At 36.4% G+C, this 26711-nt stretch carries 31 protein-coding genes and 1 pseudogene; 20 read left to right on the top strand and 12 right to left on the bottom strand.

Features of this window, described 5'->3' with window-relative positions:
* Together ABYK33_RS05030 and ABYK33_RS05025 are read left to right on the top strand one after the other, a co-directional pair.
* Positions 1-1243, top strand: a 1243-nt coding sequence (locus tag ABYK33_RS05030; protein WP_373031904.1) for a Lon protease family protein, incomplete at its 5' end; no start/stop codon positions are given.
* A gap of 49 nt (positions 1244-1292) precedes the next feature.
* Positions 1293-1526 (top strand): annotated as a pseudogene (locus ABYK33_RS05025) (DUF503 family protein); the annotation flags it as partial.
* 1 nt (position 1527) lies between these two features.
* Here ABYK33_RS05025 and ABYK33_RS05020 read toward each other — a convergent pair.
* On the bottom strand, positions 1528-2016 hold the full coding sequence (locus ABYK33_RS05020) for a Mut7-C RNAse domain-containing protein (RefSeq protein ID WP_373031903.1): 489 nt from the start codon (positions 2014-2016) through the stop codon (positions 1528-1530).
* Positions 2016-2264, bottom strand: coding sequence for a hypothetical protein (locus ABYK33_RS05015; RefSeq protein ID WP_373031901.1), 249 nt, complete (start codon positions 2262-2264; stop codon positions 2016-2018). Before ABYK33_RS05015 ends, ABYK33_RS05020 begins: the two co-directional genes overlap by 1 nt.
* 170 nt (positions 2265-2434) lie before the next feature.
* On the opposite strand from ABYK33_RS05015, the gene ABYK33_RS05010 reads away from it, so the two are divergent.
* Positions 2435-3730 carry a nodulation protein NfeD gene (locus ABYK33_RS05010; RefSeq protein ID WP_373031900.1) on the top strand — a complete coding sequence of 432 codons (1296 nt, stop codon included), beginning with the start codon at positions 2435-2437 and terminating at the stop codon, positions 3728-3730.
* A gap of 3 nt (positions 3731-3733) precedes the next feature.
* Complete coding sequence (locus ABYK33_RS05005) at positions 3734-4495, top strand: slipin family protein (RefSeq protein WP_373031899.1); 762 nt, start codon at positions 3734-3736, stop codon at positions 4493-4495.
* Between the two features lie 47 nt (positions 4496-4542).
* Here the strand turns inward: ABYK33_RS05005 and ABYK33_RS05000 are convergent, their stop codons facing one another.
* A complete protein-coding gene (locus tag ABYK33_RS05000) occupies positions 4543-5085 on the bottom strand; it encodes a type 1 glutamine amidotransferase domain-containing protein (protein ID WP_373031898.1) in 543 nt (180 codons plus the stop codon).
* Positions 5086-5245: 160 nt separating this feature from the next.
* On the opposite strand from ABYK33_RS05000, the gene ABYK33_RS04995 reads away from it, so the two are divergent.
* From ABYK33_RS04995 to katG, 4 genes are all read left to right on the top strand, one after another.
* Entirely contained in the window at positions 5246-5683 is a 438-nt protein-coding gene (locus ABYK33_RS04995; RefSeq protein WP_373031897.1) for an Hsp20/alpha crystallin family protein, read from the top strand.
* A gap of 177 nt (positions 5684-5860) precedes the next feature.
* Positions 5861-6418, top strand: coding sequence for a CDP-alcohol phosphatidyltransferase family protein (locus tag ABYK33_RS04990; protein WP_373031896.1), 558 nt, complete (start codon positions 5861-5863; stop codon positions 6416-6418).
* 25 nt (positions 6419-6443) lie between these two features.
* A complete protein-coding gene (locus ABYK33_RS04985) occupies positions 6444-7394 on the top strand; it encodes an MBL fold metallo-hydrolase (protein ID WP_373031895.1) in 951 nt (316 codons plus the stop codon).
* Positions 7395-7682: 288 nt separating this feature from the next.
* Positions 7683-9842, top strand: coding sequence for a catalase/peroxidase HPI (gene katG, locus ABYK33_RS04980; protein ID WP_373031894.1), 2160 nt, complete (start codon positions 7683-7685; stop codon positions 9840-9842).
* Between the two features lie 75 nt (positions 9843-9917).
* Here the strand turns inward: katG and ABYK33_RS04975 are convergent, their stop codons facing one another.
* The 3 genes from ABYK33_RS04975 to ABYK33_RS04965 all read right to left on the bottom strand — a co-directional run bounded on the left by ABYK33_RS04975 (position 9918) and on the right by ABYK33_RS04965 (position 11475).
* Positions 9918-10688 carry a thioredoxin family protein gene (locus ABYK33_RS04975; protein ID WP_373031893.1) on the bottom strand — a complete coding sequence of 257 codons (771 nt, stop codon included), beginning with the start codon at positions 10686-10688 and terminating at the stop codon, positions 9918-9920.
* A 62-nt stretch (positions 10689-10750) separates the two neighbouring features.
* Positions 10751-10945 (bottom strand): hypothetical protein, encoded by a 195-nt coding sequence (locus ABYK33_RS04970; protein ID WP_373031892.1) that lies wholly within the window; start codon positions 10943-10945, stop codon positions 10751-10753.
* Positions 10942-11475, bottom strand: a complete 534-nt coding sequence (locus ABYK33_RS04965) for a carboxymuconolactone decarboxylase family protein (RefSeq protein ID WP_373031891.1) — start codon at positions 11473-11475, stop codon at positions 10942-10944. Before ABYK33_RS04965 ends, ABYK33_RS04970 begins: the two co-directional genes overlap by 4 nt.
* Positions 11476-11581: 106 nt before the next feature.
* On the opposite strand from ABYK33_RS04965, the gene ABYK33_RS04960 reads away from it, so the two are divergent.
* Entirely contained in the window at positions 11582-12259 is a 678-nt protein-coding gene (locus tag ABYK33_RS04960; RefSeq protein ID WP_373031890.1) for a MerR family transcriptional regulator, read from the top strand.
* Between the two features lie 279 nt (positions 12260-12538).
* Here ABYK33_RS04960 and ABYK33_RS04955 read toward each other — a convergent pair whose 3' ends face one another.
* Positions 12539-13309: an endonuclease/exonuclease/phosphatase family protein gene (locus tag ABYK33_RS04955; RefSeq protein WP_373031889.1), complete on the bottom strand. Its 771-nt coding sequence runs from the start codon at positions 13307-13309 to the stop codon at positions 12539-12541.
* A gap of 88 nt (positions 13310-13397) precedes the next feature.
* On the opposite strand from ABYK33_RS04955, the gene ppsA reads away from it, so the two are divergent.
* Positions 13398-15815 carry a phosphoenolpyruvate synthase gene (ppsA, locus tag ABYK33_RS04950; RefSeq protein ID WP_373031888.1) on the top strand — a complete coding sequence of 806 codons (2418 nt, stop codon included), beginning with the start codon at positions 13398-13400 and terminating at the stop codon, positions 15813-15815.
* Positions 15816-15828: 13 nt separating this feature from the next.
* Positions 15829-17229 carry an MBL fold metallo-hydrolase RNA specificity domain-containing protein gene (locus ABYK33_RS04945; RefSeq protein WP_373031887.1) on the top strand — a complete coding sequence of 467 codons (1401 nt, stop codon included), beginning with the start codon at positions 15829-15831 and terminating at the stop codon, positions 17227-17229.
* A 50-nt stretch (positions 17230-17279) separates the two neighbouring features.
* On the opposite strand, the gene ABYK33_RS04940 is transcribed toward ABYK33_RS04945, so the two are convergent.
* Positions 17280-17423, bottom strand: a complete 144-nt coding sequence (locus ABYK33_RS04940) for a hypothetical protein (RefSeq protein ID WP_373031886.1) — start codon at positions 17421-17423, stop codon at positions 17280-17282.
* A gap of 214 nt (positions 17424-17637) precedes the next feature.
* On the opposite strand from ABYK33_RS04940, the gene ABYK33_RS04935 reads away from it, so the two are divergent.
* The 6 genes from ABYK33_RS04935 (at position 17638) to ABYK33_RS04910 (ending at position 21392) form a co-directional block, all read left to right on the top strand.
* Positions 17638-17832, top strand: coding sequence for a hypothetical protein (locus tag ABYK33_RS04935; protein ID WP_373031885.1), 195 nt, complete (start codon positions 17638-17640; stop codon positions 17830-17832).
* 3 nt (positions 17833-17835) lie between these two features.
* The gene (locus ABYK33_RS04930; RefSeq protein WP_373031884.1) at positions 17836-18027 is read left to right on the top strand and encodes a hypothetical protein; all 192 of its coding nucleotides are present in this window, start codon (positions 17836-17838) and stop codon (positions 18025-18027) included.
* Positions 18028-18107: 80 nt separating this feature from the next.
* The gene (locus tag ABYK33_RS04925) at positions 18108-18548 is read left to right on the top strand and encodes a DoxX family protein (RefSeq protein ID WP_373031883.1); all 441 of its coding nucleotides are present in this window, start codon (positions 18108-18110) and stop codon (positions 18546-18548) included.
* The gene (locus ABYK33_RS04920; protein WP_373031882.1) at positions 18541-20229 is read left to right on the top strand and encodes a glutamate synthase-related protein; all 1689 of its coding nucleotides are present in this window, start codon (positions 18541-18543) and stop codon (positions 20227-20229) included. Before ABYK33_RS04925 ends, ABYK33_RS04920 begins: the two co-directional genes overlap by 8 nt.
* A 101-nt stretch (positions 20230-20330) precedes the next feature.
* Positions 20331-20960 carry a DUF2202 domain-containing protein gene (locus ABYK33_RS04915; RefSeq protein ID WP_373031881.1) on the top strand — a complete coding sequence of 210 codons (630 nt, stop codon included), beginning with the start codon at positions 20331-20333 and terminating at the stop codon, positions 20958-20960.
* A 27-nt stretch (positions 20961-20987) separates the two neighbouring features.
* On the top strand, positions 20988-21392 hold the full coding sequence (locus tag ABYK33_RS04910; RefSeq protein ID WP_373031880.1) for a hypothetical protein: 405 nt from the start codon (positions 20988-20990) through the stop codon (positions 21390-21392).
* A 27-nt stretch (positions 21393-21419) separates the two neighbouring features.
* Here the strand turns inward: ABYK33_RS04910 and ABYK33_RS04905 are convergent, their stop codons facing one another.
* The 3 genes from ABYK33_RS04905 to ABYK33_RS04895 form a co-directional block, all read right to left on the bottom strand.
* Entirely contained in the window at positions 21420-21725 is a 306-nt protein-coding gene (locus ABYK33_RS04905) for a cytochrome c (RefSeq protein ID WP_373031878.1), read from the bottom strand.
* A gap of 75 nt (positions 21726-21800) precedes the next feature.
* Positions 21801-22940 (bottom strand): sensor histidine kinase, encoded by a 1140-nt coding sequence (locus ABYK33_RS04900; RefSeq protein ID WP_373031877.1) that lies wholly within the window; start codon positions 22938-22940, stop codon positions 21801-21803.
* Positions 22941-22972: 32 nt separating this feature from the next.
* Positions 22973-23647 carry a response regulator transcription factor gene (locus tag ABYK33_RS04895; RefSeq protein ID WP_373031876.1) on the bottom strand — a complete coding sequence of 225 codons (675 nt, stop codon included), beginning with the start codon at positions 23645-23647 and terminating at the stop codon, positions 22973-22975.
* Positions 23648-23767: 120 nt separating this feature from the next.
* On the opposite strand from ABYK33_RS04895, the gene ABYK33_RS04890 reads away from it, so the two are divergent.
* Positions 23768-24157 carry a hypothetical protein gene (locus ABYK33_RS04890; RefSeq protein WP_373031874.1) on the top strand — a complete coding sequence of 130 codons (390 nt, stop codon included), beginning with the start codon at positions 23768-23770 and terminating at the stop codon, positions 24155-24157.
* An 85-nt stretch (positions 24158-24242) separates the two neighbouring features.
* On the top strand, positions 24243-24506 hold the full coding sequence (locus tag ABYK33_RS04885; RefSeq protein ID WP_373031873.1) for a hypothetical protein: 264 nt from the start codon (positions 24243-24245) through the stop codon (positions 24504-24506).
* 86 nt (positions 24507-24592) lie between these two features.
* Here ABYK33_RS04885 and ABYK33_RS04880 read toward each other — a convergent pair whose 3' ends face one another.
* On the bottom strand, positions 24593-25369 hold the full coding sequence (locus ABYK33_RS04880) for a helix-turn-helix transcriptional regulator (protein WP_373031872.1): 777 nt from the start codon (positions 25367-25369) through the stop codon (positions 24593-24595).
* A gap of 242 nt (positions 25370-25611) precedes the next feature.
* Between ABYK33_RS04880 and ABYK33_RS04875 the strand changes: the two genes are divergently transcribed.
* On the top strand, positions 25612-26711 hold a 1100-nt coding region (locus ABYK33_RS04875), incomplete at its 3' end, for a hypothetical protein (RefSeq protein ID WP_373031871.1).

The following is a 26711-nucleotide window of genomic DNA, read 5'->3' as shown; positions in this document are numbered from 1 at the left end:
GAAAAGAATGTTGAAATCTTCAGAGATCCGTATTGAATCTCTTGGTCATTCTTTGAGTTTGATTAGTACGCTCTCCTTGGAACCTGAAACCATTGAACTAGATGTCAAGATAGTACTGATAGGTGATAGAATACTCTACTATTTACTATATAACTATGATCCTGAATTTAGAGAGCTCTTTAAGATCAATGCAGATTTTGAAAATGAAACAGAGCGTAATGATGAAAACAGTCAGCTTTATGCAAGGATGATCGGTATGATGGCAAAAGATAATGCTCTTTTACCATTAGACAAAGAAGCTGTAGGAAAAGTTATTGAATATAGTTCACGTTTGGTAGAAGACAGCCAAAAACTTTCAACACACTTGGGTGGTTTGAAAGACTTATTACAGGAAGCTGATTTTATTGCTGCACAGAAAAAGATGACAAAGATCGGCAGACCTGAAATAAATGAAGCAATTATGGAGAAGATAGAGAGATCTGACAGAATTAAAGATAAGATGTATGAAGCGATTCAGAGAGGAACGATACTTATTGAGACAAAGGGGTCTGCGATAGGCCAAATCAATGGTGTTGCTATACTTGATCTTGGAAACTTCTCTTTTGGTCATCCATCAAAGATAACTGCATTAACTAGACTTGGTAAAGGTGGTGTGATCAATATTGAGAGAGAAGTAAAACTAAGTGGTCCGACACATGATAAAGGAATGATGATACTTTCAGCTTATCTAGCTGCTAGCTATGCAAAAGATTTTCCTCTAAGCATAACAGCAACACTCGTCTTTGAACAATCTTATGGAAAAATTGATGGTGACAGTGCTTCATGTGCGGAGCTGTTTACTTTACTTTCTTCACTGAGTGAAGTACCTTTAGACCAATCAATTGCTGTGACAGGTTCAGTTAATCAAAATGGTCAAGTACAGGCAGTAGGGGGTATCAATGAAAAAATAGAAGGTTTTTTTGATATTTGTCGTCTGGTAGATGATGAATTAAGCAATGGCATTATTATTCCGGCATCCAATGTAGAACATCTCATGCTTAAAGAAGAAGTGCTCGAAGCTGTAAAAAAGGGTATCTTTAAGATCTATGCTATTGAGAGTGTAGATGAGGGGATGGAAATACTCACAGGGAAAACAAGTGGTAAAAAAGATAAAAATGGTCATTTCCCAAAAGAAAGTATCAACTATCTTGTAGAAGAGAAGTTGAAACTTCTAGCCAATAAAAGCAAACAAAAAAAGATATGAGAAATTTATGATTATCTGTAGTTGTATCATCCATTAGGAACTACCTTATGTCCAATCACTCAAAGGACGTAGAAGTGTCACGAACAGTATGAAAGAGAAGCTTAAATCATTTAATGTTTCTGTGATTGATATCAGTGGTGAATACGCAAAAGAGGCTGATATCGCTTTTGTCTTCCTTTCTCAAAACTCTCTTAAGGCAGCACAGTATCGTGAGAAGATAGAGCAAATGCTTGAGAGAAATTTTTCAGAGTATCACTTTGAATTGGAATATGAAGAGATTTGAATCAGCAAGTACTTTTGTCAGATTCTTTTAATACTTCTTCCAAAAACTCCATCATATGTCTGTAATGGTCTCCTTGCCAGTAGATGCGATCACAGGTAGGACAGTACTCGAAATAGTCGAAATACTTTTTGACTTTTTCAGGTAGTCTATTTATGATCTTCTCCTTTTCTATGACCTGAAGCTGAGTGTTGCAGACGATGCATCTGCTGAAGGGTGCAGGATGTTCTTTTAGTTCATAGTAGTCGATCAGTATTTTGAGTTGTGCCTTGGTATCTGTAGGCTCCAAAAAAAGTGTAGGCGCATTTTTACGTTTTGACAGCTCTCGGTCTCGAGTGATGATAATACGATTTTCGTCATTGGCGATAATAATAAGCTTATCGTCTTCTATGTGAGGGAAAAAAAGAGTGTCTATTCCCATAATACGTAGGTACTTTGCAAGCTTTCCTAGATGGCAGTCAGCGATGAATTTCGGGCTAAGAGAGTACGGCATTACTTACGAGGTGCTTCCTCAGTAACCGTAGTCCATTGGGCAAGACTGCTTGGTACATTGTTAAGTTCATCTTTTAGTTGGTCCCATTCCTTATAGTCAGTATCAAAAGCAGCTACATCTGCAGCTGCAATTTCAGCACTTGCATATTCACCAAGAAGTTCTTCTTCTATCCAGAGTTGATAAAGTAAATGACCCGTCTGTCGAATTTCAAAGGTTCCAATATTGGTATTATATATATAGTTTTCCATGTGACATCTCCATAAAATAATATAAAGGAATGCTCCTAAAACCCCTAAGATTTTGCAGAGTCTCAAGAGGTACCTTGAATATATTTTAGCAGAAAGATATTGACTTTTCTTTTACATATCTGATATTATAGACTTTACTTATCTTTAAAACTGATTGAGAGGTGTATAAGATGAAACGTTTATTTTTTTTGTTATTCATAACATTTTTACCACTTTTAGCTAGCACTTCTACGATCATGAAATTAGAGATAAAAGGAGCTATTGGTCCTGCAAGCAGTAACTATCTCAAAGAGGGAATGGCAGCTGCAGTGCTTCAAAATGCCCAGATGATACTGATCGAACTGGATACGCCAGGAGGTCTCTCTTCCTCTATGAGGGAAATGATACAGGAGATTACAAACAGTACCTTTCCTGTCATTACTTATGTCTCTCCCAAAGGTGCACATGCCGCAAGTGCAGGTACCTATCTTATTTATGCTTCTCATGTGGCAGCTATGGCACCTGGAACAAATCTTGGTGCTGCTACTCCAGTCAGCCTGATGCCCACACCGATGATCACAGATTTAAACAATAGTAGTCCATCTGCTCTAGAGAAAAAAGTGATCAATGATGCTATGGCTTACATCAAAAGTCTTGCTGAATTAAATGAGCGTAATATCTCATGGGCTGTGGAGGCAGTAAAAGAGGGTAAAAGTATTTCTGCCAAAGATGCTTTAAACTATGGAGTCATCGACCTGATTGCTGAGGATAGAAATGAACTGTTGCGTAAACTTGAAGGTAGAAGTGTGACTATCTCTGGAAATAATATCATACTCAGAACCGAAGGCGCGCTAATACAGACCTTTGAACCTGACTGGAAGATCAAGTTTTTATCTATCATTACTGATCCTAACATCGCATATATGCTTCTTGTTATAGCCATATACGGTATCTTTTTTGAATTAATGAATCCGGGATCGATATTTCCAGGAGTGATTGGGATGATCTCAGGAATCATAGCACTTTATGCATTGAATATGCTACCTTTTAATTATGCGGGATTGTTGTTAATCATTTTGGGCATAGCTTTTATGGTTGCTGAAGTTTTTATCGCAGGATTTGGTATTTTGGGTATTGGCGGTGTTCTTGCTTTTGCCTTTGGTTCATTACTTCTTTTTGATGCCGATACGCTAGGTAGCAGAGTGTCCATACCTTTGATAATTGCTTTTTCTCTGGTTAGTCTGGGCTTTTTCATCTTTGTTCTCCACTTCCTCATAAGGTCCAGGTCTGTAAAAATAGTAACAGGTGTCGATGAAATGGTTGGTGCTACTGCCGAAGTAGTTGAATTAAATGATAAAAGGTACCGTGTACGCTGTCATGGTGAAATATGGTATGCTGATTCTAATACTACATTAAAAGTCGGTCAAAAAGTACGTGTAGAGAGTCTTTCAGGATTAGTACTGCACGTCAATCCAATAAAGGAGTAAATTATGTTAACTATGATACCAATGAGTACTGTTTATATCGTAATGATACTGATTATTTTATTAGTATCTGCCATCCGTATTTTACGTGAATACGAGCGAGGAGTGGTCTTTACCCTTGGCCGCTTTACCGGTGTAAAAGGACCGGGGCTGATCATTTTGATACCGGGTATACAAAAAATGGTGCGGGTGGATCTTCGTACCATTGTTTTGGATGTCCCGACGCAGGATGTCATTTCCCATGACAATGTTTCCGTACATGTCAATGCTGTTGTTTATTTTCGTGTTGTTGATCCTGAAAAAGCGATCATTCAGGTAGAGAACTTTTATGATGCTACCAGCCAACTTGCACAAACAACGCTGCGTTCCGTTCTGGGTCGACATGAACTTGATGAGATGCTTTCAGAACGTGAACAATTGAACTTTGATATTCAGGAGATATTGGACAAGCAGACCGATGCCTGGGGGATCAAGATCGCCAATGTTGAGATTAAGCATGTTGATCTTGATGAGAGTATGGTACGTGCTATTGCCAGACAGGCGGAGGCAGAGCGGGAACGACGTGCCAAAGTAATCAACGCAATGGGAGAACTCGAAGCAAGTGAGAATCTTCTTAAAGCGGCTGAAATTCTAGCTAAAAACCCATTGGGAATCCAGCTACGTTATCTACAGACTCTGAGTGATATCTCCAGTGATAAAACAAATACTGTGATTTTTCCGTTCCCGACAGACTTGCAGCAGTTTATGAAGGGTATAGTAAAAGAGTAGCTAATTATGTATCAAGCTAACAGATCAATGTTGGAGAAAATTTGATTTTACTCGTTGTTTCTCTTTATGACATTTTTTCTGGAATGAACCTTATGTAAATACTGTTTAATTGCTTCCATAAAAGTATTCAGATCTGAAGGTTGTCTGGAAGTGATCAGGTTTTTATCTACGACTACTTCCATATCTTTATATATTGCACCGGCATCTTTTAACTCTTTTGCAATGCTTTTATAACCTGTAGCAACTCTTCCTTTCAGTAAACCAGCTGAAATCAATATTTGCGGACCATGACATATGGCTGCAACAAGTTTGTTTTCCTCAAGAAAGTATCGGGAAATTTCTAACGCTTTTGGCTCTTTACGTATCATAGCAGGGGCTTTCCCTCCGGGAAGAATCAGTATGTCATACTGCTTTGGATCTACTTCATCAAGGGTTATGGTAACCTCTGCATTAAAGCCATGTTTACCAATGATAGTACCTTTTTTAAAAGAAGCGATATCGATGTCTATACCTAACTCTCTAAGATATTTATAGGGCATTTCTAATTCAGAGTCTTCAAAAAGATCTGCACTGATAATTAAAGCTCTCATACTTTGCTCCTTTCAATCATTTGTTTCTTTATTTTCATAAGCAGTTAACTACTAGGTTAAAGTATAGCATATTGTGTTCTCTTGAGTTTATAAATATGATTGACATCTATATGAAATAGTTATATACTAATATAATAAATTAATTGAAGAAGGAGAAAGAATGTTATTAACAAAATTTGATCCATTAAATGAGTTTAGAGAGTTTGAAGGTAGATTGTCGGATGCATTAAAATTACAGGATATGAGCAATGATTTTTCAAATGTTTCCGACTTTTCACCGTCTGTAAATACGAGAGAAGGAGAGTACGCCTATCATGTAGAGGTAGATCTTCCAGGTGTCAAAAAAAAGGATATCCATGTAGATATTAAGGGTAATATCTTGACTATTTCAGGTGAAAGAAAAACGAAGAAAGAAGTTAAAAAGAAAGACTACCATAAGAAGGAGAGCTCTTATGGTAAGTTTCAAAGAAGCTTTACTCTTCCAGATAATACAGATATTGAAAATATTGAGGCAAATTCACAGGATGGTGTACTTGAAGTAGTGATACCGAAGATGAAAAGAAGTAAAAAAGAGACTAAAAAGATCAAGATTAAGTAATCTTCTAAGGGTAAAGAGGTAATGTTCCTCTTTACCCTTAATTGTAAAATTGATTTGATAGAGTTTCATACAGAGTAAGATACTTTAAAAATATACTTCACAAAACTTCATTCATTGACCCTCCTATTTAACTTTATTACACATTATCAGTATAATATAGAAAGAGGAGCATCAATTATGTTAACAAATATCCCAAATTTATTGAGTCTTTTTCGTATTATAGCAGCACCATTTTTGCTACTTACTGGGTGGTTTGGTATGCCAACGCTCTTTTTTATACTTTTTGGACTAATGCTACTCTCAGATGTACTTGATGGAATCATAGCAAGGATGTTGGATCAGACCAGTGAACTAGGTGCCAGACTTGATAGCTATGGAGATATTCTAACTTACCTTAGTACACCTTTTGCTGCCTGGTGGTTATGGCCTGATCTTCTTAAAGGGGAGATCTACTATATTATCTCAGCGATTGTTATCTATATACTGCCTGCTGTTTTTTCTCTTGTAAAGTTTGGAAAGCTTGCCAGCTATCATACATGGATCACTAAATTATCAGCCGTACTGATGAGTGCAGGTGTTGTGATGTTACTTGGATTTGAAAACAATCTTTTATTTCATATAGCTATATATTTTTTAGTGATTGAAATGCTAGAAAACATTGTGATAACAATGATGCTGCCAAAACAGAAAAGTGATATTTATTCTGTTTGGCATGCATGGAAAGAAAGAAATTGACCTGACATAGACTAAGGAGCATCTCTTGAAATTAACATTTTTAGGTACGAGTGCCGGAAAACCAACGAAAGAGAGAAATGTCTCTGCACTTGGAGTGGAATTTGAGCAGGATAATAAATGGTATCTCTTTGACTGTGGTGAAGCCACACAGCATCAGATCATGCGAAGCAGGCTCTCTAGTGGTAAGCTTGAGACTATTTTTATTACGCATATGCATGGTGATCATTACTATGGCCTTCCAGGGTTATTGAGTTCTAAAAAACTTGATACAGCTTTCAGACCTTTAACAGTCTATGGTCCAAAAGGTATTAAAAAGTTTCTTGAGTGTGTATTGGATGTTTCATTAGCTAATTTGGGTTATGAGTTGAAGATTATTGAATTTAAAGCAGATGATTCTTTTGTTTTTGACAAGTTTACATTAAAAGTATTGGCGCTTGAACATTCTGTAGAGAGCTTTGCATTTTATATCAAAGAGAATGATATTACCAATAAGATAAATGAAAAAAAATTAAGAGCCATGGGCTTGGAGCCATCAGCACTCTATGGTAAATTGCAAAAAGGTAATAATATTATTTTACAAGGAAAAGAGCTGAAAGCAGTGGATTTTACTCTTGAACCTATACCAGGAAGGTCATTAATCATAGCAGGGGACAACTGTAGACCAGACATTTTGGGAAGATATCTTGAAGAGATTGATCTTCTGGTACATGAGTGCACCTATACACAGGAGGATTATGATCATCTTCAGGTAAAGATTATGCATACTACTGCAAAAGAACTTGGTATGGTAGTCCAGAAAAGAAGTGTCAAGAACCTAATCGCCTCACATATTAATCCCAGATATAACAAGAATAGTACAGAAGGTGTAGAAGTACTTTATAATGAAATAAAGCATAACTATAAAGGCAGACTTTTTATTGCTAATGATTTTGATATTTATCGTCTTGGTAGGAATAGTATCGTTGAGAAATTATAAAAAGATTGTTGATTATATAAAATAAACTAAAGGATAATTTTTTTCCTTTATTTAAGTTTATTATATTACAATAGTGAATTATAAGGTGACTGAGCATTTGTAAATAATAATGTAGCAGTTTTGAAAATATACTTTTGATGTTGGATTCAATGTTAAAGTAAAAAAAGAAGGATTCTCTAACGGTGAACACTTTTACTAATCGTCATATGGTTTAGATGTCTTTTATGGCATCTTTCAATCAAACCCTAACCCTTTAAGGAGGATGCCATGTTTGATAATAAAAAACTTATGCAACACACTTCCGGCGGTGGCACATCAAACCAGGACTGGTGGCCTAACCAGTTAAAACTCGATATTTTGCACCAACACTCTTCTCTCTCAAACCCCATGGATGATGATTTTAATTATGCAGAAGAATTCAAAAGTCTTGAACTTGAAGCAGTAAAACAGGATCTCATTGAAGTGATGACCAATTCACAGGACTGGTGGCCGGCGGACTTTGGCCATTATGGGCCATTGTTCATTCGTATGGCATGGCACAGTGCCGGTACTTACCGTAGTGGTGATGGACGTGGCGGTGGGGGGAGTGGGAACCAGCGATTTGCACCTCTTAACAGCTGGCCCGACAATGTTAATCTTGATAAGGCACGTAGGCTGATCTGGCCAGTCAAGCAGAAATATGGCAGAAAGATCTCTTGGGCTGATCTGATGATCCTTGCGGGTAATGTTGCGATGGAATCGATGGGATTAAAGACCTTCGGTTTTGCTGGTGGACGCGAAGATATCTGGGAGCCGGAAAAGGATATCTATTGGGGAACAGAAGGCACTTGGTTGGATGATAAGCGTTACTCTGATGACCATGAAGAACTGGAAAACCCTCTTGCGGCAGTACAGATGGGCTTGATCTATGTAAATCCGGAAGGTCCAAATGGTAATCCTGATCCACTTGCTGCCGCCAAAGATATCCGTGAGACTTTCGCACGTATGGCTATGAATGACGAGGAGACGGTTGCGTTGATCGCCGGTGGTCATACCTTTGGAAAATGCCATGGTGCTGGTGATGCGGCTCATGTTGGCCCTGAGCCGGAAGCTGCTGGTATTGAAGAGCAGGGACTGGGATGGAAAAGCAGTTATGGTAAAGGTAAAGGCGCTGATACGATCAGTAGTGGACTGGAAGTCACCTGGACATCCACTCCGACGAAATGGAGTAGCAACTTCTTATGGAATTTGTTCGGATATGAATGGGAGCTGACTAAGAGCCCTGCTGGTGCCCATCAGTGGATCCCGACAAATGGTGCAGGTGCTAATTCTATACCTGATGCCTACGATCCATCGAAGCGTCATGTACCAACTATGTTGACTACGGACCTCGCTCTACGTTTCGACCCTGCTTATGAAAAAATTGCAAGACGTTTCTATGAAGATCCGGATGCGTTTCAAGACGCATTTTCCCGTGCCTGGTTTAAGCTGACACATCGTGATATGGGACCAAGGGCACGTTATCTTGGTTCAGAAGTTCCTGATGAAGAACTCATATGGCAAGATCCTATCCCTGTGGTTGACCATGAACTGATCGATGAAGAAGACATCACCTCGCTTAAGGCTAAGATCCTTGATTCCGGACTTTCTGTAGCCGAATTGGTTTCAACTGCCTGGGCGTCTGCATCTACTTTCCGCGGTTCAGATAAACGTGGCGGTGCGAACGGTGCACGCATTCGTCTCTCCCCGCAGAAAGATTGGGAAGTAAACCAGCCAAATCAACTTTCAAAAGTACTTTCCGCACTTGAAGTTATCCAAGGTGAGTTCAATAATGCACAGTCTGATGGGAAAAAAGTTTCGCTTGCTGACCTGATCGTTTTAGCAGGTTGTGCAGGTATAGAGCATGCAGCAAAGAATACTGGACATAATTTAACTGTGCCATTTACAGCGGGACGTATGGATGCCTCGAAAGAGCAAACCGATGAGCTATCCTTTGACGTATTAGAACCGGTTGCCGATGGATTCCGTAATTATCTTAAGACCAAATATTCCGTATCTGCGGAAGAGCTACTGGTAGATAAGGCGCAATTGCTGACGCTAAGTGCACCTGAGATGACTGTTCTTGTTGGGGGTATGCGTGTTTTGAATACCAATACGGATCAAATACAGCATGGTGTCTTTACCGAGCAGTCAGAGTCACTTACAAACGACTTCTTTGTCAATCTGCTTGACATGGGCACAAAATGGAAGGCAGTTACAGAAGATGAAGATATATTTGAAGGTAGTGATCGTGCGACAGGAGAGCCCAAGTGGACCGGTACAAGAGTTGATATGATCTTTGGATCAAATTCTCAGTTACGTGCACTAGCTGAAGTTTATGGAAGTTTGGATGCGCAGGAGCGCTTTGTCCATGATTTTGTAGCTGCGTGGACGAAGGTTATGAACCTGGATCGGTTTGATCTAGCTTAGTAATTCCAATAGCGTATTTCTAACGCTACTTAAACATACGAGATATGCTATATTTATTTCGTATGTTTTTCTTTTTTATTGTGCTTGAGTATCTGTTTTAAGTATATAGGTGAATTCATCTTTATTGTTGTAACCTATAACATTCTTATAGCTTTTTTGTGTTTTGAAGTCTAAGAAATGTACGATAGGGGTAAAACCTGTATCAAACTCTTTTGGATATGGATCTTTTTCTTTATTAATGATAAGAGGGATATAGTTCTTCTGTATGATAGTATTAACCTCTTCTTTAAGCAATACTCTTTGTTCAAATTTACGACACCAAGGACAGTAATTCGACACCAGTACTAGCATAATATTTTTTTCTAGTTTTTTAGATTTTTTCACTGCTTCGTCATAATTTGTCTCATATTTCATTTCAGATGCAAAGTTCTCTTCATTGATGACGACTTTAGTGATCTTTTTGTTTTCTTCAATGTATTGTTCTGAAAATTTTGCAAGCATTGTGTCAAAGGTGTCTTCAAATAGATCTTCAACATCATCACCATCGTTGTACAGGAAGTGTCCCATGCTTTGATACGTTATGGCAAATGTTTTCTCATTACTGCCAAGCCGCTTCACTTCTTCACCGATGAGTAGTTGAATGTTAACAATGGTTGTATCATTGACTTTTTTTTCATTGATCAATACTGCTAAAGATCTTGGATCATATCCTTTTGTATCTATTTTCAACTCATTTGTAGTGCTTTGCAAACTTTCTACAATCGTGCTTTTATAGGCTAGTGGAACAGTTTTACCTGATATTTCTACTACCAGGTAGAGCTTATCTATACCTGACAATGTAAACATAGTAGAAGCGTTTAAGGCGCTATACGAAAATAGCAATACCAAAATAATTTTTTTTATACTTTTCAATTTTTACTCACTTTATTTGCTTTGTAATGTGTTTTTATAGTCTTTGGATTTTCTGGACCTCTAAAGGTAGCGTCCTTCTCATCCCAGTCCAATTTTTTAGCTTGTTCTTCATACGGTGCTCCAACGAGATAGAAAGTAAAATCCCAAACTCCAATGAGAAATTTCTTTATAAGTGTAAAAAGTTTTTTCATGATTCTCCTAAACCAAATACATTTGAAAGGGTATTAATATAGTTAAAATATCCAGTAATAGATACAGCTTCTACAATTTGAACATTACTATAGCCCATCTCTTTTAAAGCATCTATCTCTTCTTTTAGAATTTTATAATTCTCTTTTCCTGAAGCCTTGATACAAAAATTCAATAGGGCTTTTTCACTTTCTGGAACATTCATCGCATCAATTCCATGGAGTACCTCTTCAATACGTTCGTCTGTCATACCAAGCATTTTAGCAATACCTTTATGAACATCCACACACATTTTACAGCCATTCTCTATGGAGATGAGTAGGGCGATAGACTCTTTTGTATCATAAGAAAGCGTTGTTTCATCCAATAGATACTTTTGAATCATTCCATCTGTTGCAAAATAGATCTTTTCATCCACTGCTAACAGTTTAAATATATCACCTAGCTGCCCAGTTTTTTCTAATATCGGTTGAGCTCTCTTTTGAATTTCTGTGGACATGTCTTCAAATTCAGGTAATTGTATGTGTGCCATTTTTTTCCTTATTCTATGTATCATTTTCAAAAACGTTAAGTTGAACTTTACGTTTTAAGATTATATGCTATAATACTTAAAATAAAATTAATGACTAAGGCTTAATGTGGAATATAAAATATCTGAACTTGTTGCCAAAACAAATGTACCTAAGTCGACGATCTTGTATTACATTAGAGAAGGATTACTTCCTGAAGCAAAGAAAATAAAATCCAATGTACATCGCTACAGTGATGAACATGTGGAGCTTATTGGCTATATTAAATATATGAAAGAAGAGATAGGCAGCTCAAATGAACAAATAAGGCTTGCTTTACAAAAACAAAACCAGTCTTTTTCAAGTTCTGCAACCATGTTACAGCCTTTGATGAATACACTCAGTGCGATTCCTTCAGATGCTGAGCATTTTACCAAGGATGAGTTTATAAAACATTTTAATGTAGACACTAAGCTTTTGGAAGAACTATTGGATGATGGTATTGTACTGCCACTGAATGAGGATGACTATACAGACAGAGAAGCCAGTATCATTAAGCTAGTCAGCTATTTTAAGGAAGTGGGTGTGGATTACAGCATATTAAAAGAGTATGTACATCATGCAAAAATACTGAGCGAACTTGAATACCAAATGCAAGCACAGCTTTGCAGTGTTCGAAATGATGAAAATTTTTCTAAACTATGGAAGATCATGTTTGAGAGTCTGTTTAATGTAAAAAACTATATTTTCAATCGTAATACCTATCAGGTTTTACTCAATGCAGTGAAGAGTGAGATCAAGCTATAAGAGGAGAGACAGAATTTGTCTTTGCATCTTTCCGAGAAATTGCCCCTTCCTGGCATACATTGTTTTTACTTGTTTTGTCTTTAGCCATGTAATGTATTATTTGAGGTGTGTCTCCTGTGGTTATCCACACATGGACCTCTTTAACTTTATATGAAGATACAAGATAATGACACTTAGTACCTTTCAAGTCAACAATACCAAAGTCTTTACTATGATCAAAATGAATACGTTCTCACATATTGTTATAAAGAAGATGGTTAGCCAGTAGAAGTAAAAATGCTACTTTTTAAGATGGATGAATTTAGCAAATAAAGGATGATGGTCAGACAAATTATGATTTCTCTCTATACTGTATTCAATGAGTTCAATTCCTCTATAGAAAATAAAGTCTAAATGGTTTTTCATAAAAGATTTGACCTTGTCACTTTTTGAAAAGGGAACAGGGGTAAAATTTAAATTTTCCATTTTTGTGTGCAGAAATTTCATTCTATTTTTATTCCATGAGTTAAAGTCACCTGCAATGATCATAGACCCGTCATAATCATCAATGATCTTAAGCATCTTATCGATTTCTTTATAATAGTGTCTATTTTCTCTAAAGTTGATCGCATGAAGATTCAATATCAATAATGGAGATTCGTCTGCAAAAGAGTATCTTGTTAAAAGTAGGCTTTTACGAGGACCGAATATGAGTTCTTTACCATGGGAAAGAAAAGGTTTACTATGCACAGTTTTACATTTACTTGCTGTTAAAACACCATAAAATGCAGAACCTTTTTCTAAATTTGCTGCAGCATTGAATGTTAGATCTGGAAGATTTAATTCTATATTGTGTTTAAAGTCGGCTTCCTGGAATATAAAGAAGTCAACAGGCTTTTTTTCAGAAAAATCTTCAATATAGTTTCTGAATGAAAAATTATCATTATTTTTATGTACATTCCAGCAAAGGATACTGAATTCATTTGGAACAGTATCATCACAAACAGAGTGAGAATAGCTGTGGTGATGAATAGATGGCTTAATGACTAGTGATTTTAATTCGTTTAACATAAAATATTATAACATATATAAAACGTATTATTTTTTATGATGTTGACACTATTAGGCATTTGGAGTAGAATAATTAAAAGGATGGCTTATGAATCAGTATATAAAATGGTTTAGTGAACTTGGTATTGAAGATGTTGATCTGGTTGGCGGGAAAAATGCTTCTTTGGGTGAAATGTATCAAAATCTAACAGAAGTAGGCATCCGTATACCTAACGGTTTTGCAATCACTGCAGATGCTTACCGTATGATATTGGACAGTAATGATGCTTGGGAGAAATTACATGCCCAACTTGATGATCTTAACCCTGATGATGTTACGCAGTTACAAGAAAGAGGAAAGAATTGTAGAGAGATCATACATAACTGTACATTGCCAGATGATATGGTTGAGCAGATACGTACTGCCTATGAATCGCTTAAAGAGGAGTATGGTGAGGATGTAAGCCTTGCTGTGAGAAGTTCTGCAACTGCTGAAGATTCACCGGAAGCTTCTTTTGCAGGACAGAATGAGAGTTATTTGAACATACAAGGTTTGGATGCATTGTTGGATGCCTATATGCGTTGTTTGGCATCAAATTTCACTGATCGTTCTATACATTACAAGTTTGTCCATGGTTTTGATAGTTTTAAAGTCTATTTGAGTGTAGTTGTCATGAAAATGGTGAGAAGTGATATTGCTGAGAGTGGTGTGATGTTTTCAATTGATTCTGAAACAGGCTTTAAGGATGTAGTCTTTATAAATGCAGCCTATGGACTGGGAGAGAACATTGTACAAGGGGCAATTGCTCCAGACAGTTTCTATGTCCATAAACCTACATTTAAAAAAGGTCATCGTACTGTACTCAAGAGAAGACTTGGAGATAAAGCCTTGAAAATGATCTTTGCAGACGAGATCAATAAAGACAATATTGCCGTAGAGTATACCAAGAATATAGATACACCTAAGGAAGAACAAACAAAGTTTTGTATCAGTGATGAGGATGTAATGGTCCTGGCAGACTATGCCATAAAAATAGAAGATCACTATTCTAAACAGGCAGGTTATGCTAAACCAATGGATATGGAATGGGCAAAAGATGGAACAGATGGCCATATTTATATTGTACAGGCGCGTCCTGAAACTGTTGAATCCAGAAAAGGAGGAACGCATATAGAGATGTATGCTCTCATTGAGCGAAGTAATGTACTGGTTGAAGGTCAGGCAGTAGGAACTAAGATCGGCTCTGGAAAAGTATGTAAGATACTTGATTCAAACAAATTGGATGAATTTGAAGCGGGCGATGTGCTTGTTGCTGAGATCACCAGTCCTGATTGGGAACCTGTAATGAAAATAGCCTCAGCTATTGTGACAAACAGTGGGGGTAGAACGTGTCATGCGGCTATCGTATCCAGAGAATTAGGCATACCTGCTATTGTTGGTGCTGAAAATGCTGTAGCGATACTGGCAAATGGGCAGGAAATTACAGTGAGTTGTGCTGAAGGTGAGAGAGGTTTGGTATATGAGGGAATTCTTGATTTTGAAATTACGAAGACAGACCTTGAGACCATACCCGAAACCAAAACACAGATCATGATGAACCTTGGTAATCCTGATATGGCATTTTCTCTCTCATCCTTGCCTGTGGATGGTATAGGTCTGGCTAGAATGGAATTTATCATAAATACAGCTATACAAGCTCACCCAATGGCACTTATACATACGGATAAAGTTGATGATGAAACACGACAGAAGATCGCTGATCTAACAGCGGCACATGAAAACCCGGAATCTTTCTTCATAAAAACATTATCTGAAGGTGTTGCCAGTATTGCATCAGCTGTGTATCCTAATCCTTGCGTGGTAAGGATGAGTGACTTTAAAACCAAAGAATATGCTACACTGCTTGGAGGTAAATTCTTTGAGTTGAAGGAAGAAAACCCTATGATAGGTTTTCGTGGTGCATCACGTTACACCCATCCTAGTTATGAAGAGGCGTTTGCTCTTGAATGTGCTGCGATGAAACGTGTTAGAGAGGAAATGGGATTTGATAATGTTATTTTGATGATCCCTTTCTGTCGTAGAGTAGAAGAAGGACAAAGAGTACTGGATACGATGGAAAAATATGGTCTTAAACGAGGTGAAAACAGCTTAAAGATCTATGTCATGTGTGAGATACCAAACAATGTCATACTCATTGATGAGTTTTGTGAGCTATTTGACGGGATCAGCATCGGTTCTAATGATCTAACACAATTAACATTGGGTGTAGACCGTGACTCCGAGATAGTAGCATTTGATTATGATGAACGTGACCCTGGGGTTATGAAAATGTTAAAGATGGCAGTAGAAGGTGCAAAACGGAATCATCGACATAGCGGTATTTGTGGGCAAGGTCCTTCAGATTATCCTGAAATGGCGGAAGCACTGGTAAAAATGGGTATAGAATCTATGAGTTTAAATCCTGACACTGTGTTGAAAACCATTCAGCAGATCAGTGAACTCGAAGCACAACATAAATTTAATTAATAAAGGAAATATTATGGCAACAGTAACCTCATATGGAGCTGCAGAAGTTGTAACCGGATCATGTCATTTACTTGCGATAGAACACGGACCACGTATTCTTATTGATTGTGGGATGTATCAGGGGCCTGAAGAGGATCGTAATTATGGTGCATTTGGTTTTAATGCTTCTGAGATAGATTATCTTCTGCTTACGCATGCACATCTTGACCATGTAGGACGTATACCAAAGCTTGTAAAAGAGGGATTTAGAGGTTCCATTTATACTACATCAGCAACGTGTGATATAGCAGAGATCATTTTACTTGACAGTGCGAAGATCATGAAAGAGGATTTTGAGACCAATTTTAAAAAGGCACAGCGACGTGGTAAAGAGAAAGATGTAAGAGAACCTTTGTATGACGAAGATGATGTTGAAGTAGCTTTTGATCTTGATTGGCATCATCCTGAATATGGTGAGACAGTTGAGGTAGAAAAAGGACTGCAAGTAACGTTTCGTGATGCTGGACATATTTTAGGGGCTGCTTTTATCGAAATTATGTACCAGGAACACGGTGTAGAGCAAACCATTGTGTTTTCAGGTGATATAGGCAATGATAATAATATGGTCATGAAAAGTTTAGAGAAGTGTGTCCATGCCAACTATCTTTATGTTGAATCAACCTATGGTGATCGTAATCATAAAGATACTGAAGCTAGTATCGTTGAATTTAAACGAGTTATTATCGACACATTACGCAATTGGGGTAATGTCTTGATACCTTCTTTCGCAGTGGAAAGAACACAAGAGATTTTATGTATTCTCAAAGAGATGCATGACAGGAAAGAACTTCCCCATTGCAAAATATTTTTAGATAGCCCCATGGCTACACGTGCGACAGAGGTATATAATAATTACAGTGAATTATTGAGTCAGCAGTGCCAGGATTATAAAAAGAGAGATGGTACTGTTTTCGATTTTGAGAGTCTTATATATACACCGGATGTTGAAGGTTCAAGGGCCATCAATGAAGTAGATAGCCGGGCTATTATCATTGCGGGAAGTGGTATGTGTACTGGGGGAAGGATCATCCATCATTTTAAAAATCGTCTCTGGAATCCTAAAAATGCAGTCATATTTGTAGGATATCAGGCGGTTGGTACTTTGGGACGTCACATTGTTGATGGTGCACGATGGGTGAAGATCTTTCATGAAGATATATTGATCAAGGCAAACATTCATACGATCAATGGTTTTTCTGCTCATGCTGACCAAAATGGTATTATCAAATGGATATCACAAATGGAAGATCTTTATCGTGTATATCTTATACATGGAGAAGAGGATAAGCAAGTCATATTACGTAGTGTGATAGAAAATGCCTTAGGTAAAAAAGCACATATTGTAGAGCCTGAAGAAGTTATTTATCTCGGATAGTTTGAGTGTATATTCCTCGTACTATGTACAACGAGGAATATTATAAAGCTTTATTTTTTCTTGCTCTTTTTTTCTGCTCTTTCTTTTTTCTTATAATCTTTGATATGCTTTTTGATCTCTTGTTTCAACTCTTTTTTAAGTCTACTGTCCATTTCTTTTTTTATATACTTTTTAACTTGTTTCTTTTTAAGCATTTTTTATCCTTTTAAATATTTTAGGTTACAAACCTTATTATATGATAGAACAAAAAGACTTTAATATGTATAAAATCTTTATTGAAGTATCATTATTTACTTCTTGCCAGGCGAAGTACAATATGTTAATAAAACTTTACTGATCAAAGTGAATACTTTGATTGATATTGACAATATCTGTAGATTGGATAAAATACAAAGAAAAGGATCTAATATGAAAAATAAGATTGAAGAAGTGATAAACCATGTAGAAGGATCAGAAAAGATCTCTGTAGAGAGTAAACCATTGATCTTGGAAAAACTTGAAGAGTGGAAGAGTGAAGATAAAGCTGTTAATGATGTTGCTACACGATTTGAAAACTGGTGGATGGAGATGGAACCTATCTTTGCTGAACTTGGTTGGATATAATTGGTGGAACTGTATACCCAATATACCTATGAAAAGAAATGGCAAAAAACAAGCCACAAAGATGCACTTCGCATGATAGCTGAAGAGATGCCTGATACTGATGCCGAAGGTACGCTACAGTATATTCTGTCTCAGATACAAAAAGGAAAGACCATTACGCTTGGCGAATGTCGTTTTAGATCTACAGATGCTTAAATCTTTTTACACATTGACTATACAGCCATGAATGTATATTTATTTTATGAAGTATTTTTACTTTACCCAGGAGGGAATATATGCAAAATTTTTTAAGTGAGCTGGCTGTTCTTTTGTCTTATCCTAAGAACCTCATTTTTTTAATTCTTCGACTGATATTAGCCTATGGATTTGCTACGCCGGCACTACTAAAGCTTAATTATTTACAAGAGACCATAGTATGGTTTGAAAGTATGTCTATACCATTACCTAAATTGGCCACATATCTGGTTTCCGGTATTGAGACTATAGGCATTGTACTCTTGATTTTGGGACTTTTTACGCGTTATGTCTCTGTATTACTCTCTTTTGTTATGATCGGAGCGATATTTTTTGTCCATATTCCCAATGGATTTTCTGTTGCAAACAACGGAATGGAGATCCCTCTTTATTATCTGCTGTTTCTTATGATGTTTGCTAGTTATGGTGCAGGAAAATACAGTTTAGACAGAGTACTCTTTAAGGATGGCAAAGATGAATAATGAAAACTTACTCGCGTATTTTCCAATTTTTGATTTAGATTGGGGTGTGTTGGTTAAACTCTTGCTCACAGTACTTTTGATCGTTATGATAGCTGTTGCCATTTATGACAGATTTATACAAAGAAAAAATCAACTTCTTGTTAATTATCCACTTATAGGACGCTTGAGATACTTCTTTTACTTACTACGTAATCCTATGCGTCAATATTTTGGTGATGAAACATTTTATGACTCTTTTGAAAAACTGGTATGGATAAACAAAGTGGCACAGAAGGAAAACCCTTATCTTTCTTTTTCTCCTACAAAACCTTACGGTAATCAAAAGACACTTTTTAAACATGCCAATTTTGTGAAAGAAGTAGATGAAGTAGATGAAGAACTATCTGTAATGTTTGGTAAAGACAGAAGGGAACCCTATGTGAGTAAAACTATCATTGGACGTTCCGCGATGAGTGATGGTGCGATCTCTCCAGAAGGCACACGTGCATTTTCTATAGGGGCCTTTAAGGGTAACTTCCCCATCAATACTGGAGAAGGTGGACTCACCTCAAATTTTTTGGCTCCACTTAATGTACCAGATTGTACTAGTTCCTGTCTTGAAATAAAAAAAGGTACATGGTTTGCCAAAATGGCTTATAGGATCATACGGTTCTTTACAAATAAAGAGGTTTCGCAGCGTGTATATAGAAAGATGGTCGTGCGCCAAAAAGACAGAGGTTCTTTTATCTTTGATAATAAAAAGTTGGTTTATTTTCGTGTTGATTGGACTAAAACAATAGATTCATTTCCTATGCATGTGCCAGCAGGTGTACCTGATATCACTTTCCAAATGGGAAGTGGGCTGTATGGAGTGAGAGATGAGGCAGGTAAGTTCGATGAAGTACGCTACCAAAAAGTGATGCGTTTTTGTAGGATGACAGAGCTGAAACTAGCACAGGGAGCTAAACAGACAGGAGGTAAACTACTTGCAACTAAAGTAAGTGCTGACATCGCCTATTATAGAGGTGTTCCTGAACATAAAGACCTTATAAGTCCAAACCGTTTTCCGTATGCTGAAGATATGGAAACTTTTTTTGATTTTATCTCCAGACTGCAAGAACTTTCAGGAAAACCTGTAGGATTTAAAATAGTCATATCGACAAAAGAAGAGTTTGAACGCTATGCCAAAGTACTTAAAAGTAGAAAAGAAGAGGGGAAGACTATTGCTGATTTTCTTACTATAGATGGAGGAGATGGAGGTTCTGCTACTGCACCACTTGAAATGATGAGCAAGATAGGACTACCTATACGCGAATCATTGCAAATTGTTACAGAAGTTTTAACTGAGTATGGTTTACGAGAAGATATAAAGATCATTGCGGCAGAAAAAGTATTAACCCCTGATGATGTAATAGAACTTTTATGTTATGGAGCAGATTTTATCAACATTGCCAGAGGATTTATGATATCTGCCGGGTGCATACGAGCTAGAGAGTGCTCTGGGGCAGGGGGACGAAACTGTCCTGTAGGTTTAGCAACCATGGATGAGATAAAACGAAGTAGATATCTTGTTTTACAAAAAGCGAAAAACGTTGCAAATTACCATAATGAACTTATATATGGTGTACGTTCACTATTGGCTGTTATGGGAAAAACAGATGTGAGTGATCTAAGCAGGGATAATCTTATATATCACAATTGAACCCTCTGAACAACCTAAGTGTGAATCTCTGCTTCACACTCCCTTCATACTATTATTTTATACTGCCCTTGTAATTATAAAATATTCTAAAAGGATTAACAATGAATAATAATAGTAATAATAATAATACAAACAGCCGTAGAAACTTTTTGTCTAAAATGCTCGTTACAGGATTGAGTGGAGTTGCATTACTTACTAGTACTACGTATGCTAAAGGTGGTAAAACAACAATTACTGCAGATACAGATACCGCTGCAGCTGATACATCAACTGTCACAACAACAACAGTTCTTACTGATGAACAAAAAGATATGTTATTTTATATTTATCAGGAAGAAAAAGTGGCTAGAGATGTATATATTACTCTAGGGAATATTTATACGAATGAAAATACTTTTGCATCTATTCAACTATCAGAGCAGAGACATATGGATTCTGCAAAAGAGTTATGTGAGAAATATGGTGTGAGTACAGAAGGTGTAGATGAAGATGATGTGGGTAGTTTTGTATTGCCTGTATTGCAAGAGCTTTATGATACCTGTGTAAGTGAAGGGGAACAGTCACTACTTGATGCACTTAAGATCGGTGAACTGATAGAATATACGGATATCGAAGACTTGGAACATGCTTCTGTAGGAATGCCAGAAGATGTAGTGTCTGTGTATCACAATCTGTTAGAAGGTAGTTTAAGCCACCTGGATGCTTTTCAAACAGCTATTGCTAGAGCATAATAATTAGATATGTCAGAAAGTAGAATTATGCCTTATTTACTATTGGATCCTAGTGATATACTTCACCTCTATTATACTTCACTGTACGGTGGTGACCTTTGTGCAGTAAAAGACTTAATGACTCAAGAGTCTTATATTATGACTCTTGAGACGTTTGGCTTAAGATTATCATTAAGAGATGCAGAGTTTAAGGCACAATTGAAAAAGATACAAGAAGATCCTGATGCATTGGATGAAGTAGAAAATAAACTTTCTCTTGAGCTTATATCGAGAAAACGTTCTCCTAAAATAGAGATACTGTCTCAGCAGTGGAATGGTACAAAAAGACAAACCATTGAGTACACAGAAGATGGAAAAAGTAAAAAACTCTATTTTTCAAAAGAAGAAAAGGGATGGAAGATCAACTACTATGCAGGGCGCAAAGTAGACTAAACTATGGTGGTCTAAAACCACTATAGCTTATTTAAGTTTATTGACGTATTCAGCAACTTTCTGAATTTGTTCTTTATCATATTTATCTATAAATTGTTTTTTAACAATTTTAGCGATAGGCATACCTTTTTTCTCACCGCTTGCATAGGCGTTCAGTAGAGTGACAAATTTCTCTGGATCCATACCTTGAATAGCATTTGAATGTCCCAAAGCTTTCTTTTCTGCCATTTTACCATGACAACTTGCACACTTCGACTGATATATAGCTTCAGCTGAGGCACCCATAAGCATACTTGCGGAAAGAACCGGTAACATAATTTTAATTAAACGCATTTATAACCTTTATAATTTTAGTATATAAAATAATAGCAGAATAATAAAAAAATATCATCACCCTAAAGTAGTAGCTTATAACATTTTATCTGCTTTGTTAGACCATAATAGTTTGAATTCACTGCCTTTAGAAGGCTCTGAATCCAGTATGATCTTTATATGGTATTCTTTACAGATCTGACTTACTATGTCTAGTCCGACACCAAAGCCTCCCTGTAAACTGTTACTGGATTTAAAACGTTCAAAGATACTTTTTTGATCTTCTTTTGAAATACCGAGACCATTGTCTTTTACGCTTAAATACTCTTCTGTCAAGTTCACTTGAATATGACCATTTTTTTTACTGAATTTTATAGCATTAGACAAAAGATTGTCTATGATCAATATAAGTTTTCTCTTATCCATAGCTATGGTCTTATGCTGTAGGTTGCATGTTATCTGTAAATCTTTAAACTGGACGAGTGTATCCATATACTTCACTCTTTCCAAAACAACTTCTTTGACATCTATAGGTGTGTCCTCATACTGAATATAGTCATGAAAAGAAGCAAAAGAAAGATCTCTATAGAGACTGGAAAGGGTTTTGGTCGCTATGTCCATACGATCGAGTGATCGTAGTTGTTTTGCATTGAGATTGCTCTTATCCATATGTTCATAACTCATAAGTATCGTACTGATAGGTGTATTCATCTCATGCGTTGCATCTTTCATGAATTTGGTTAAAGAGGAGATGGATTTTTTGATAGGAGCTAACATGATCTTGGATAACAGCAGTGCAACAAAAAGTATAAAAACAAATCCATAAAGTGCTACAAGACCCATCTCCTTAATGACACTGTTTAATTTATCTATATCAATAGGTTTCTTAATGACTATATATTTTACATCAAGATACTCTTTATGGAGTGTCTCCACAAGATAATAGTCGACATCATCAGTATAAAAGAGTTGGCTAAAATCTATAGTATCATCTATAAAAGTTGAGGCAATTAAATTAATTTTATTATCATAGAGTGCAATATCATATCCATCCTCATAAAAAGTGAACTGCTCATTTTGATTTGTGTGGTAGTATTCTAATTTTGCATTGATACTTCTTGCTTTATATCGCATCTCCAAATGCGTTTTTTCGAGCAAAGATTTTTTTTGATCTTCATAATAAAGATAGCCAACCCACGCAGCTAAGATACTGAGAGAACCCAGATATACAACCATGAATATGATAACACTTTTGGTACTGGCTCGCATTACTTGGAGACTTTCATTTCAAACCTGTACCCAAGACCTCTGAGGTTGTGTATCATGTCTTTTGTAAGGTGCTTTCTAAGGTTTTTTATATGTGCTCTTAAAGATTCTGAAGAGGCTGTTTCATCGTAATCCCAGAGTACGCTGTTAAGGTCCTCAAATGTAATGATCTCATTGGGATGTTTCAAGAAATGTTTGAGTAGTTTAAGCTCTTTTTGTGGCAATGAAACACTGTTTTCTCCTGTATGTAGCAGTTCTGTATCTATGTCAAAAGTGATATCTTTGTCTATTTGTATAACGGTAGAACGTTGTTGTGTAAAAGCACGTTTCTGAATATTTTTAATACGCAAAAGGAGTTCGGCAAGTTCAAAAGGTTTTTTGAGGTAGTCATCTGCGCCACTTTCAAAACCTTTTGAAACATCATCGATATCATTGAGAGATGTGACAAATATAGTAGGTGTGGTATCACCATTTTCACGTAACATTTTCAATAGATCAAAGCCTTTGATAGCCGGTACATTCACATCGAAAATATATAAGTCGTAGCGCGTTTCATAGGCACTTTCCAGTGCTTCTTCTCCATCATAGACGAGATCTAACTCAAAATCATTGTCTTGAAGGTACTCAGACATGATATCACCCAATCCTATGTCATCTTCCAATAGTAAAATCTTCATAAATATTCCTGGTTATTGTTTAGAGAGTTCAATTATAACATAGTAGTGAAAATAGTACTTCATACTTTTTTCATACTTTTTTACTATAATTAGATAATAAATTTTAGAAAGGTGTCAGCTATGAGATATAAATATGTTATTTCTACACTTTGTATATTTGGCACCATGTCACTTCATGCAGAGGAAAGTGGACTTGGCAATATGCTTCAGCAGATAGGGCAGAAGAAAGCACTTATGAAACCTGAAGCGAAGCAGAAGAAAAAGATTAAAAAACAGTCACGCTTTGTATTTAATGATGAGTATGATTCTAATGGTATCGGATCTAAAGATAAGTCCAATATAAAAGAAAAGTCAGAAAGTTATGATTATGACAATAAGTCCAAATTCAAATTCAAATTTAATGATGGTTCAGCACAGAGTAATCTTGTAGGTGGTTATGGAAGTGGTGCCGGTACGGGTGGATCTATAGGTGGCGGTAGTGGAAGAAGCGGTGGAGGAGGTCGAAAATAATCTCCTTTCTCTTCATAGATGCTTCACACTTTCCCCCTATACTTTGACTGTAATAAAAATAACATTTACATTTAAAGGATATAGCATGAAAAAAACATTATTAACATTAAGTGCATTGGCACTTCTAACTTCACCTTCACTATTTGCAGCCGAAGATAGTCTTCAAGAACATCTTAAGATGGAACAAAAACTTAAACAACAAGAACAAAAAAGATTAAAAGATGGTAGTGGAAGTGGTGAAAAAAATCAATATAAGTACCAGAATCAGAACCAGTACAAGGGTACAAGCCCAAGTAGATCAAATACAGGTTCAGTTGGCGGAAAAAGTGGTGGTGGCGGTCGTCACTAAAAAAGTATTATTCAAGAATGACTTCTAAAGGGTATTTATAACAAATACCCTTCCTCTAAATTTCTCTTCGACTTTTTCTTATATAATTAGATATACGCATTTAACTTGTTATAAAGTTCTATTTTTGAGTTTACATTATACTTGTTAAAGATATTTTTCATATGTGTTTTAAGTGTATTGATCGATATACCCAATATATCGGAAACTTCAGGATAGGATAATCCCTCTAACACTTTTCGTACTATTTTCTTTTCCTGTGATGTAAGAAGTTTCATATCTTCATCTATACGTACACACTTAGTAAAGAATGTACAGTGATCTCTATCGTAAAGTGGTTGCAGTATGGTTTGGAATGACACCTTCACATCATCAAGTCTTTTGATATCCACTTCAACATCTGATTGGAAGACAAAACAGACGTATCCGATGATCTCATGATTGTCATAGGCATACATTGGCATCATTATGGCATTTTTCATTTTGAGTTCGTTTGTAAACGCAGCTGAATCTTTTTTAGATAAAAACCCTCTAAAGATCTGATAGAGTTCAGTGATACTATCGTGTTTTATTTTACTATCAAAATGTTTGTCACAGTTCTCAACAAATTTCTCCCATTTAAAATTCTTTTTATCGAAAATATACTTTTTTAGTAAATGTGCAAAGTGTCTATGTCTTTCAAGGACATAATCCACATTGACATGTTCATCTTTATGCATATAAACAGTAATGATATCTGCACTTGATTTTTCAAGATAAAAATTAATGTTTTGATGCAACATGGTTTTTACACTTCTACCCTGAATGATACATGATTGCAATTCTATAATTTTATGTAAAATTTGATTATCTTCTATAGATTCCATTGCTATCACTTTCAAAGTTTTATGATTTAATTCTATTATACACTATATTATACTTCTATGAGAAAAGTATACAATTTGTGATGTCATATTTATGTCATATATCACACGAACAGGTGATATATGTACACACATATTTTTTTAGTTACTAATTTATATAGTATTTAACACTGTACTCGTCTTGTTTTCTTGATTTCAATGCTACATAAATGCTATACTACATATGTATTAGATAAGGAGGATGAATGAGGGAACAAAGGGGAACTGTCCTTGCATTTGTAGGTTTACTTACATTTGCAGGGTTAACACAAGAAGTAAAGGCTATGCCGATGTTTACTGCACAAACGGGCATGGACTGTACAGGGTGTCACACACAGCTTATGCCAAGACTCAATAAGTTTGGTAGAAAGTTTGCTGCTTCAGGAATGACAATGAGTCAGCATGTTCAAGATATGAATGAAGATCATGCTGAAGAGCAAGATATGCTTTCAGATATGGATCTAAATCCATCTATCTTGATAAAGTCTAAATATGCCAGAACATGGGATAAACCAGACGGTAAAGGTGCCATTAAAGAGGATGATACGAATGATGGTGAATATTCGCCAGTTCGTATGGCAACATTTATGTATGGTGGACGTGTAAATGAGAATGTCGGTGCTATTCTAAATTTAGGTTGGAGAAAAGAAGAGGGTGATTCTATTGCTGGAAAAGTGGTTTATTCTCAAGACGTCGAAGATGGATATTGGGGAACAGCATTTTACTCTACTGCAACACTTGGACCATTCTCAGGAATGGAGTTTTATAACACAGGTCTGTACAAGCCTCTAAGAACTTTTGATAATAAAGTCTATAGCAATTCAGCTCAATCTACGAAAGCCTTTACAAAAGGGGCAACAGGGTTGCAAGTCTATTATGACAAAGATAATCTTCTAAGTGGGGGAGATCACTTTTTTGTAACTGCCGGTATTTATACACCTACGCAGGATAATAACTTTATAGATATGAGTGACAATATCTTACCATTTGCAAGAATAGCCTATGAACATCCTATGGGAGACTATAATGTAATGATAGGTGCCTTTATTATATCTGGAGGAGATACTGTTTCAACTACTGAGACACTTAGTATGAAAAGAGAGACGTATGGTTTCGATATGCAGATAGAAGGTGAGATAGCAGATAAAGAAGCTTCATTGACAGTGACATCTATTCTCAAAAATAAAGTTGAATTTACCGGTATCGGTGCACAATCAGACGATGACGATACGGAAGACAGTTACAATAAAGCAATATCTGTGGAAGGAACACTAAGTATCACTCCTGAGATTATTGCGAAAGTAGG

This window comes from Sulfurovum sp. (assembly GCF_041562805.1).
GTDB lineage: Bacteria > Campylobacterota > Campylobacteria > Campylobacterales > Sulfurovaceae > Sulfurovum.
Note: the sequence above shows the minus strand (reverse complement) of the source record. Positions and strands in the feature narration are given on the sequence as shown.